Annotated in this window: 9 protein-coding genes; 5 read left to right on the top strand and 4 right to left on the bottom strand. The window is 57.8% G+C overall.

The window, feature by feature from the left end; all coding sequences use genetic code 11:
* On the bottom strand, positions 1-257 hold a 257-nt coding region (locus ACTG34_RS01055), incomplete at its 3' end, for an ATP-binding cassette domain-containing protein (protein WP_439103198.1).
* Positions 258-441: 184 nt separating this feature from the next.
* Positions 442-1,053, bottom strand: coding sequence for a GcrA family cell cycle regulator (locus ACTG34_RS01050; RefSeq protein ID WP_439103197.1), 612 nt, complete (start codon positions 1,051-1,053; stop codon positions 442-444).
* A 181-nt stretch (positions 1,054-1,234) separates the two neighbouring features.
* Between ACTG34_RS01050 and ACTG34_RS01045 the strand changes: the two genes are divergently transcribed.
* The 4 genes from ACTG34_RS01045 (at position 1,235) to argF (ending at position 5,374) form a co-directional block, all read left to right on the top strand.
* On the top strand, positions 1,235-2,047 hold the full coding sequence (locus ACTG34_RS01045; RefSeq protein WP_439103196.1) for an ABC transporter permease: 813 nt from the start codon (positions 1,235-1,237) through the stop codon (positions 2,045-2,047).
* 97 nt (positions 2,048-2,144) lie between these two features.
* Positions 2,145-3,005 carry a trypsin-like serine peptidase gene (locus tag ACTG34_RS01040; RefSeq protein ID WP_439103195.1) on the top strand — a complete coding sequence of 287 codons (861 nt, stop codon included), beginning with the start codon at positions 2,145-2,147 and terminating at the stop codon, positions 3,003-3,005.
* 254 nt (positions 3,006-3,259) lie between these two features.
* Positions 3,260-4,426 (top strand): aspartate aminotransferase family protein, encoded by a 1,167-nt coding sequence (locus ACTG34_RS01035; protein WP_439103194.1) that lies wholly within the window; start codon positions 3,260-3,262, stop codon positions 4,424-4,426.
* A 24-nt stretch (positions 4,427-4,450) separates the two neighbouring features.
* Positions 4,451-5,374, top strand: coding sequence for an ornithine carbamoyltransferase (gene argF / locus ACTG34_RS01030; protein ID WP_439103193.1), 924 nt, complete (start codon positions 4,451-4,453; stop codon positions 5,372-5,374).
* A gap of 80 nt (positions 5,375-5,454) precedes the next feature.
* Here the strand turns inward: argF and ACTG34_RS01025 are convergent, their stop codons facing one another.
* Positions 5,455-6,930, bottom strand: coding sequence for an inorganic phosphate transporter (locus ACTG34_RS01025; protein WP_439103192.1), 1,476 nt, complete (start codon positions 6,928-6,930; stop codon positions 5,455-5,457).
* A gap of 262 nt (positions 6,931-7,192) precedes the next feature.
* On the bottom strand, positions 7,193-7,651 hold the full coding sequence (locus ACTG34_RS01020) for an NUDIX hydrolase (RefSeq protein WP_342841970.1): 459 nt from the start codon (positions 7,649-7,651) through the stop codon (positions 7,193-7,195).
* 213 nt (positions 7,652-7,864) lie between these two features.
* Here ACTG34_RS01020 and gndA point away from each other — a divergent pair.
* Positions 7,865-9,296 (top strand): NADP-dependent phosphogluconate dehydrogenase (gene gndA, locus ACTG34_RS01015; RefSeq protein WP_439103191.1); only part of this gene is annotated, 1,432 nt, incomplete at its 3' end.

The raw sequence follows: 9,296 nt of genomic DNA, 5'->3' as shown, positions 1-9,296 counted from the left end.
TCCTGCGGCACAAGTCCAATCATGCGCCGTGCATCGCGCGGCTGTGTGACCGCATCAAAACCGCCAACGGTGACCGTCCCCGAGGTGATTTTAACAAGGCCGCAAATCGCGCCAATCAATGTGGTTTTCCCCGCGCCATTAGGGCCGAGCAGAGCGATGATCTCGCCTTTTTCAATGTCGAGGGACGCGCCTTTGAGCGCTTGGAACCCGTTGTCGTAACTCTTGGTGATGTTCTGAATTGAAATGATAGGGGCCATATGCGGGCCTTTCTGTTCTATGCGTCTCGTCTAGATAAGGCGGGGTAGGGGTGTTTTGAACCGTTTCGTTCAAATGAAATGGCTCGATAGCGCACAGGGGGGTGTGCGAACCCGTGCGGGCAAGGGCAAGAAACGCAAAGGCCGCCCCAAAGGACGGCCCTGCTCATGGTCGTGTGCGTGCAACTTAGCGACGGCGGTCGCGGCGTGCCGACATCGGCTGAAACGCCACGCCGACATGCGCCTCGCAATACGGCTTGCCCGTTTGCGATGGCAGACCACAAAACCAGAACTCATCGGTCGCGGGATCACCGATCGGCCATTTACAGGTCTTTTCGGTAAGATCCATCACAGAGATTTTCTTGGCCTTCTTCTCGATCTCGTTCACCTTTGCCAAAGCTTCGGCAGGGATTTCGTTGGTCGAGGGCTGCGGTGGCAGGGGCTGGCCTGCGGGAATGATCTGACGGCGGTTGTGCGGCACGGCCTTTGGTGTCGCTGATTCCGTCTTTGGACCCGTATATGGCTCTTCTTCTTTGGCGGCGGGCTTTGCCTTTGCCTTGGGGGCGGGGGGCGTTGCGGACTTGGCCTTCACCGCGGCGGGTGCGGCGGGTTTGGCTTTTGGGGCGGCTGCTTTAGCTGTGGTGCCAGAGCCCGCGCGATTGGATAGGCCCAAACGGTGCACCTTGCCTATGACGGCATTGCGCGTCACACCACCAAGTTCCTTGGCGATTTGCGAGGCGGATTGACCCTCGCCCCACATTTTCTTCAATACGTCGACGCGTTCATCGGTCCAGGACATGTGTCTTCCTTAGCATCTGCAAAAGTCGCGAATGGTTCGCGACCCGTCACATCCAGTCTCGCAACGCACCTGTGCGCGCGCACTGTTTGTAGAATTCTCTTGTCCCTCTATTTAAACGGCGTGTGAGCGGTTACAAGCACGCAAACGGAACAGAGCTAGAGTTTATCAGAGGATTTCAGCGATGGAAACAGGCACAAACGATATTGCGATGGGTGTGCGGCGCTTCGGTCGCGTCAACTGGCTCGGATTGCAAACATTGGCGCACCGCGAAATTCGCCGGTTTTGGGCTGTGTGGACACAGACGCTTGCGGCCCCATTGGTCACGGCGGGCCTTTTCCTGACCATTTTCACCCTGGCCATAGGGCCGACGCGCGGTGATGTGATGGGCGTGCCGTTCATCCACTTTCTGGCACCAGGTATCCTGACCATGACCGTCATCCAAAACGCCTTTGCCAATACCTCCTCGTCGATTGTGATCTCCAAAGTCCAAGGCAATATCGTTGATACCCTCATGCCGCCGCTCTCACCCATCGAATTGGTTCTGGGCTATCTCGCGGGCGGGTTGGTGCGTGGGTTGATCGTTGCCGTGGCGATCTGGTCGGCAATGGCGTTGTTTGTGGGCCTTGGCCTTGCACATCCTCTGGTCGCTCTAACCTTTATCACGCTTGGCGCGCTGTTGCTCGGTGCTCTTGGCATTATGGCGGGCATTATCAGCCAGAAATTCGACCAGATGGCCGCGATCACCAATTTCGTGATCACGCCTTTGTCGTTTCTGTCGGGTACTTTCTATTCGGTGGAAAACCTGCCGCATTGGTTTCGCGTGCTCACCCACATGAACCCCGTGTTCTATCTCATCGACGGCGTGCGCTACGGCGTGATCGGCCAATCGGATAGCTCGCCGTGGCTTGGCCTTGCCGTGTTGGGGTCGGTGACGGGTGCAGTGATTTTTTGGGTTTGGGTTTTGTTCAAGCGCGGCACAAAGCTAAAGTCCTGATCGGGTTTTCCCGACCTTCGCCCTGCGCAGTCCTCACTCCTGCCGCATTTTTGTATGACACTCCCTTTGGCCGACACGTCTAGCCAGAGGGATTTTCATGCGCTTTGCTCACCTTGTTTTTGCTCTTATCGCAGCTTCGATAGCAGGCGGTTCTCACGGTGCCGATAGTTTGCCGTCCGAGTTGGACCGTGTGGATCGGCGCGCCGAGTTGATCGGGTGGGAAGCGGTTGGCCGCCTAGATATTGCGGGTCGCACCACCTGTACGGGCGCGTTGATTGAGCAAGACATTGTGCTCACGGCGGCGCACTGTGTGATCGATGATGCGGGCCAAAAAATTGATGCCGATAAAATCATCTTTCGCGCGGGACTGCGCAACGGCGAATTCATTGCCGCCTCCAAGGGGCGTGCGGTCGCCTACGCTGCGGGGTTCACCCAAGAATCCGATGGTCAGATTAGCCCCGACAATATCGCGCGTGATGTGGCATTGATCCAGTTGGACAAACCTGTCGCCCGCGCCCTGATCCTGCCGTTCCCGATCCACCGTGTGCGCACCTCGCGCGGCGAACTTATGGTGGCCTCCTACGGGCGTGGTCGCAACGCCACCCTTTCGGTGCAGCGTGCCTGTAATGTGCTCGATAAATACCGCAGCGGCGTAATGACCTTTGATTGCGACATCACTTATGGCTCGTCCGGCGCACCCGTTCTGGCCTATGATGGCGGGCGTTTGGCGGTGGTGTCTGTCGTGTCTGCGCTCCGCCAAGAGGGCAGCAAAAAGATCGGCTTGGGCATGGATATCCTCGATATTATTCCGGTACTGCGACGCGAAATCGCGCTCGGATCGCCACAACTCCCCCCTAAACCTGTGGTCACGCGGCGCATCTCGGTCGGTGCGGCAAATTCCGACACCAAAATCGGCGCGCGCACGGTCGGTGGCGCAAAATTCCTGTCGTCCAATTGAAAATAGCTTTGACAGACAGCGGGTGAGGGGCGTAAACGCGGTCTCATGAACACGGTGACCACATATATAACAATCGCTCGACGTCGACGCTAACGCGCCGCCCGTCCGTCCGTTCATCTGTGCCAGTTTTGCGTGACCCGCATGGCACAACCCGCGCCAAACAGGCGCAAATCCACCTTAAATCAATCTCAATCGTTGACAGCCTTGCCCCGTGCGGCATTCAAAAGGCTTTCGCAGTCCAAAGGACCACTCCGATGATCACGTCCGTTCTTCCGACCTACAACCGCGCACCGCTTTCCTTTGTCAAAGGCGAAGGCAGCTGGCTTGTGGAGGCGGATGGTCGACGCTTTTTGGACATGGGCGCAGGGATCGCCGTTAACACGCTTGGCCACGCCAATCCGGAGCTGTCCGCGACCCTAAAGGCACAGGCGGACACGCTATGGCATGTCTCCAACCTGTATAAAATTCCCGCGCAACAGGCCTTGGCGGATAAACTGGTTGAGACAACCTTTGCCGACACCTGTTTTTTCACCAACTCGGGCACTGAGACGGCAGAGCTCGCGATCAAAATGGCGCGCAAATACCACCACGACAAAGGCACGCCTGAGCGGGTCGAGATCATCACCTTTGACGGCTGTTTCCATGGCCGCTCAACAGGTGCGATTGCCGCCTCGGGCGCCGAGAAAATGGTCAAGGGATTTGGCCCGTTGATGCCCGGATTTGTGCATTTGCCCTTTGGCGACCACGATGCGCTAACCGCGGCGATTAGCGATAAAACCGCCGCGATCCTCATTGAGCCTATTCAGGGTGAGGGGGGCATTCGCGTGGTGCCCGATCATTGCCTCAAGGGTCTGCGCGATCTGTGCGACACTCACGGCATCTTGCTGATCTTTGACGAAGTGCAATGTGGCGTTGCACGCACGGGCAAGTTGTTTGCACATGAATATGCGGGCGTGACACCCGACATCATGATGGTCGCAAAGGGGATCGGCGGGGGCTTCCCGCTCGGGGTTGTCTTGGCCACAGAAGACGCGGCCAGCGGTATGGTCGCGGGCACGCACGGGTCCACCTATGGCGGCAACCCGCTTGGCTGTGCTGTCGGTCTCACGGTGATGGAAATCGTTTCCGATCCGGCATTTCTGGCCGAGGTAAACCGCAAATCCGCGCTTTTGCGTCAACATCTAGAGGGGTTGATTACCGTACATCCTGATGTGTTCGAGCGCGTGCGTGGTCAGGGCCTTATGCTTGGCCTCAAACTCAAAATCGCGCCTGCCGATCTGGTGGGCAAATGCTACGAACAGGGTCTGTTGACCGTGCCCGCCGCCGACAATGTGGTGCGCCTCTTGCCCGCCCTCAATATCTCCGACGCGGACATCGCCGAGGCCGTGAAACGCCTCGATGCGGCGGCCGCATCGCTTTGACCCTAAAGACGAAAAGATAAGAATATGAAACATTTTCTCGATATCAACAAAACCAGTGCAGATGATTTGCACACGATTATTGCATCCGCAAAATCGACCAAAGCCGCACGTACAGGCATGCCCAAAGCGGCGCTCGATGCCGAATTGCCGCTCAAGGATAAAATGGTCGCGCTGATCTTTGAAAAGCCGTCCACGCGGACCCGTGTCTCGTTTGATGTTGGTGTGCGCCAAATGGGCGGCCAAACCATGGTGCTGTCAGGCTCCGATATGCAACTGGGTCACGGCGAAACCATTGCCGATACCGCCCGCGTGCTGTCGCGCTATGTCGATATGATTATGATCCGCACCTTTGAGGAACAAACGCTGTTGGAGATGGCGGAATATGCGACAGTGCCGGTGATCAACGGGCTGACCAATCGCACGCATCCGTGTCAGATCATGGCCGACATCCAGACGTTTGAAGAGCACAACGGCCCGATCAAAGGCAAAAAGGTTGTTTGGCTCGGGGACGGCAATAATGTCTGCGCGTCCTTTATCCATGCTGCGGGCCAGTTCGGGTTTGATATGACCTTTGCGGGGCCAAAGCCGCTCGATCCGGAAATGGAGTTTATCGACGAGGCCCGTGCGAAAGGGTCAAAGATCGAGATTTCGCGCGATGCCGATGCGGCGGTCGAGGGGGCTGATCTCATCGTCACAGACACATGGGTATCGATGCATGACCCGGCCTCCGCGCGCGAGCGGCGTCACAACCAGTTGCGGCCCTACCGTGTTAACCGCGCGCTGATGGCCAAGGCCAACGAAGGCGCGTTGTTCATGCATTGCCTGCCCGCGCACCGTGGTGACGAGGTGACAAACAACGTCATGGACGGGCCACAGTCAGTGATCTTTGACGAAGCCGAAAACCGTCTGCATGCGCAAAAAGCCGTGATGCGGTGGTGCGTTGAGTAATTAAACGCCCTTAGTGACAGCCAGATACAAAACGGGCGCACCCGCAAGGATGCGCCCGTTTTCATTGAGACACGCCAAGTTTATGCGAACAAATGCGTCAGCATGTAAAACACGATGGCCGAAAGACCTGCCGCGGCGGGAACGGTGATCACCCATGCCGCGACGATGGTCATAAAGTGGGAGCGGCGCACCAATTTGCGGCGGCGGCGCTCTTCGGCGGCAATCCGTTTTTCGGGGGCGCGTTTGGCGGAGTGTTCGCGTGCGCGGCGGTTAAGGTGCCATTCGCGAAAGAACCCGACCCCGAATACCCCGCCCACAGCAATGTGCGTGGAGGACACAGGCAGGCCAAGCCATGAGGCGATAATCACCGTGATCGCCGCTGACAAAGCCACACAATACGCCCGCATCGGGTTGAGTTTGGTAATCTGGCTGCCAACCATGCGGATCAGTTTCGGGCCGAACAACAACAGGCCGAACGAGATGCCAAATGCGCCGATAACCATCACCCATTGCGGGATCGTCACCTTGCCCGCAAACTCTCCGAACTCTTGGGCATGCACAATCGCGGCGAGGGGGCCCACGGCATTGGCCACATCATTGGCCCCATGCGCGAACGACAGCAGTGCGGCAGAAATGACAAGCGGCAGACCGAACAACACCTTGAGCGATTTGTTGCGGTTTTCCAGCCCCTCAGACTGCTTTCGGACCAAAGGAGCCGAGGCGACATAAGAGAGCGCACCAATCCCTACGCCGATCATCAGCGCGGTCAAAAGGTCGATTTCTACCAGTTTCTTTAGACCCTTCACAGCGAGATACGTCGAAAACGCGCCCATCATGATGCCCACCAAAACCGGAACCCAAATGCGTGCGGCTGCGATCTTATCGTCTTGATAGATGATTTTGGCTTTGATGAAGGACAAAAATCCAGCGGCGACGAGCCCGCCAAGAACAGGTGAAATGACCCAAGATGCCGCAATCAACGACATCGAGCTCCAGTTGACCGCAGAGAACCCTGCCGCAGCAATCCCTGCGCCCATCACGCCGCCCACAACGGAGTGCGTGGTTGATACTGGCGCGCTGATCCATGTGGCAAGGTTCACCCAAAGCGCAGATGACAACAGCGCGGCCATCATCGCCCAGACAAAAATACGGGTGTCAGAGACGGCAGAGGGATCAATGATGCCCTTTGAGATCGTGGAGACGACATCGCCACCGGCAAGCAACGCACCGGCACTTTCACAAAATGCAGCAATAACAATTGCGCCGCCCATCGTGAGAGCCTTGGCACCCACCGCCGGCCCCATGTTGTTGGCCACATCGTTTGCGCCGATGTTGATGGCCATATAGGCGCCCAATGCGGCGGCTGCGATGATGATTGCGCTGCCGGGTTGGTCGCCGAAAATGAACGCCGCGGCGATGCCCGCCACAATGATAAAGGCCAGTGCGACCCCTAATCCGACCATCGGGCGCGCTACGACTGTCAGGCCGTATTCAACCTGACTGATGCGATTGAGATCTTTGTCCAGTGTCGCCCATTGGTTGTTGTCGTCGCTCATATCCGTCCCCTGTCTCGGTGCGCCATGTCGCAATCGACCTGCGCGGCGCGTCGTCACAAAACATTCACATGCCTGTTACAATCGCGCGAAGCGCTAACGTGCCACGCCCGCGCGATCAAGCATTACTTGAGGATAGATTGGGGGATAAACGTCGGGATGCGCGCGAATACGCACCCGAACGATGCTATGGTGTGGCCGTCTTTGGGGCGTCTTCGCGACAACCGCTCCGACGAACGCGGCGGCCCTGAGCGGGCCAAGAGCCTCAAAAGGCGCGTAAAATATCTTTGAGTTCCGGCTCGTCCACCAATTCGGCGGCCTCAGAGGCGGGCATCCAGTTGCGTGTCCGCTGCGTACTTTCGGGGTAGGTGTCGGCCATGCCCTCAACCTTGATAGAATAGACCGTGGCTGTGACGGGCGCGCTCGCTCCGTTATCGAACAATTTGTCGTAGTTGTACTGGCCAAGTGGTTTGGCCTTCACCTTGGATGGTTGAACGCCTGCTTCTTCCCATGCCTCTTGGGCGGCGGTGCCTGCGCCGTCTTTGCCGTCAATGGGCCAGCCTTTGGGCAAAATCCAACGCCCTGTGCCGCGCGATGAGATAAGCAATACCTCTTTGCCGCTCTCGCCTTTGCGATAGCAAAGTGCGGCGGACTGCACCCGATTGGGGCGTCTGAAAAACGGATTGAAGACGCCTCCTAAGGCGGATTTTAACAACGTGACCATGTGAAACCTGTGCATTCGCGCTTTATTGCGCTGTGTGATTTTGTCTCAATATAGGTAATTTTCAGTAAATATCAAGGCCATGGCGCGAATCAGTGTCCGTTTGTGGCGGTATCCGCTTGTATACCCTTGGCTTTGACGGCAAATTCGCGGCGAAATTCTTGGTATACCAAAGACGCACAACGCCCCAACGGGCGCACAAAGGAGACCCCTTATATGTCACAGGCTCGTATTGGCCTCATCGGTCTTGGCGTCATGGGCGCCAACCTTTCCCTCAACATTGCCGACAACGGGTTTCGTGTGGCTGTCTACAATCGCACCTCGTCTGTCACCGACGAGTTCGTGGCCTCATCGGGGGACTTGGCTGACAAACTCTCGCCGGCGCACACGCTTGAGGCATTGGTGGCCTCGCTTACCACACCGCGCGCCGTGATCATCATGGTCGCCGCAGGGGCCGTGGATGCCGTCATCGACGAGCTAAAGCCGCACCTCGACAAAGGCGATATGATCATCGATGCGGGCAACGCCAATTTCCACGACACCCGCCGCCGCGAAGCCGCGTTGAAAAACGATGGTTTGAATTTCATCGGTATGGGCGTCTCTGGCGGCGAAGAGGGGGCACGATTTGGTCCCTCCATTATGGCGGGCGGCGACATCGCCTCGTTCGAAGTTATCCGCGATATCCTTGAGGCGATTTCGGCCAAACACAACGGTCAGCCCTGTGCCGATCACTTCGGCCCCGATGGCGCGGGCCACTTTGTGAAAACTGTGCACAACGGCATCGAATACGCTGATATGCAGATGATCGCCGAAGTCTACGGTCTTTTGCGTGACGGCGACAAACGCCCCACCGCCGAGATTGGCAAGCTGTTCGAGGCATGGGACCAAGGGCCGCTCAATTCCTACCTGATCGAAATCTCTGGCAAGGTCTTGCAGGCGGTCGACGAGAAAACCGGCAACCCACTTGTTGATATGATCGTCGACAAAGCGGGCCAAAAAGGCACGGGACGTTGGACCGCAATCGAGGCGTTGTCACTCGGCCAATCGCCTTCCACCATCGAGGCCGCTGTTGCGGGGCGCTCATGGTCGTCTGAAAAAGAAACGCGCGAAGCAGGCGAGGCGATTTTCGCCGACATCCAACCACAAGCAGGGGCCGAAACCCTGTCTGATGCCGATTTGGAAAAGGCGCTCTTGGCCGCGAAAATCATCGCCTACGACCAAGGGATCAAACTCTTGGCCGCAGCCTCCGAGGAATACAAATGGGATCTCGATCTGGCGTCCTGCGCCGAGGTTTGGCGCGCAGGCTGTATCATTCGCTCTGCGCTCCTTGATGACATGGCATCCGCCGTACGCGAGGGCTTGCCGCACACCCAACTGATCTTTGCACCCCGCTTTGCTCAGATCATCCGCGAGGGCTCGTCGGCGCTACGCCGCGTTGTGGCCTCCGCTGCGCTGCGCGGTCTGCCGACCCCCGCCTTTTCCAATGCGCTCGCCTATTTCGACACCATGCGCATGGGCCGTGGCACCACCGATCTGATCCAAGGCCAACGCGACTTTTTCGGCGCGCACAGCTTTGAACGCACAGATGGCGGTAAGGGTCATCACGGTCCGTGGGCGTCCGATGTGGCGCACTCGGCGGCGCTTACCG

Source organism: Celeribacter marinus, assembly GCF_965656515.1.
GTDB classification, from domain to species: Bacteria; Pseudomonadota; Alphaproteobacteria; order Rhodobacterales; family Rhodobacteraceae; genus Celeribacter; species Celeribacter marinus_D.
The sequence above is the reverse complement of the archived record's forward strand: the minus strand, read 5'-3'. Positions and strand labels throughout refer to the sequence as shown.

Excerpts from the sequence above, each read along its gene's own strand:
- ACTG34_RS01050 (WP_439103197.1), bottom strand. The coding sequence starts at position 1,053 with ATGTCCTGGACCGATGAACGCGTCGACGTATTGAAGAAAATGTGGGGC.
- ACTG34_RS01045 (WP_439103196.1), top strand. The coding sequence starts at position 1,235 with ATGGAAACAGGCACAAACGATATTGCGATGGGTGTGCGGCGCTTCGGT.
- ACTG34_RS01040 (WP_439103195.1), top strand. The coding sequence starts at position 2,145 with ATGCGCTTTGCTCACCTTGTTTTTGCTCTTATCGCAGCTTCGATAGCA.
- ACTG34_RS01035 (WP_439103194.1), top strand. The coding sequence starts at position 3,260 with ATGATCACGTCCGTTCTTCCGACCTACAACCGCGCACCGCTTTCCTTT.
- argF (WP_439103193.1), top strand. The coding sequence starts at position 4,451 with ATGAAACATTTTCTCGATATCAACAAAACCAGTGCAGATGATTTGCAC.
- ACTG34_RS01025 (WP_439103192.1), bottom strand. The coding sequence starts at position 6,930 with ATGAGCGACGACAACAACCAATGGGCGACACTGGACAAAGATCTCAAT.
- ACTG34_RS01020 (WP_342841970.1), bottom strand. The coding sequence starts at position 7,651 with ATGGTCACGTTGTTAAAATCCGCCTTAGGAGGCGTCTTCAATCCGTTT.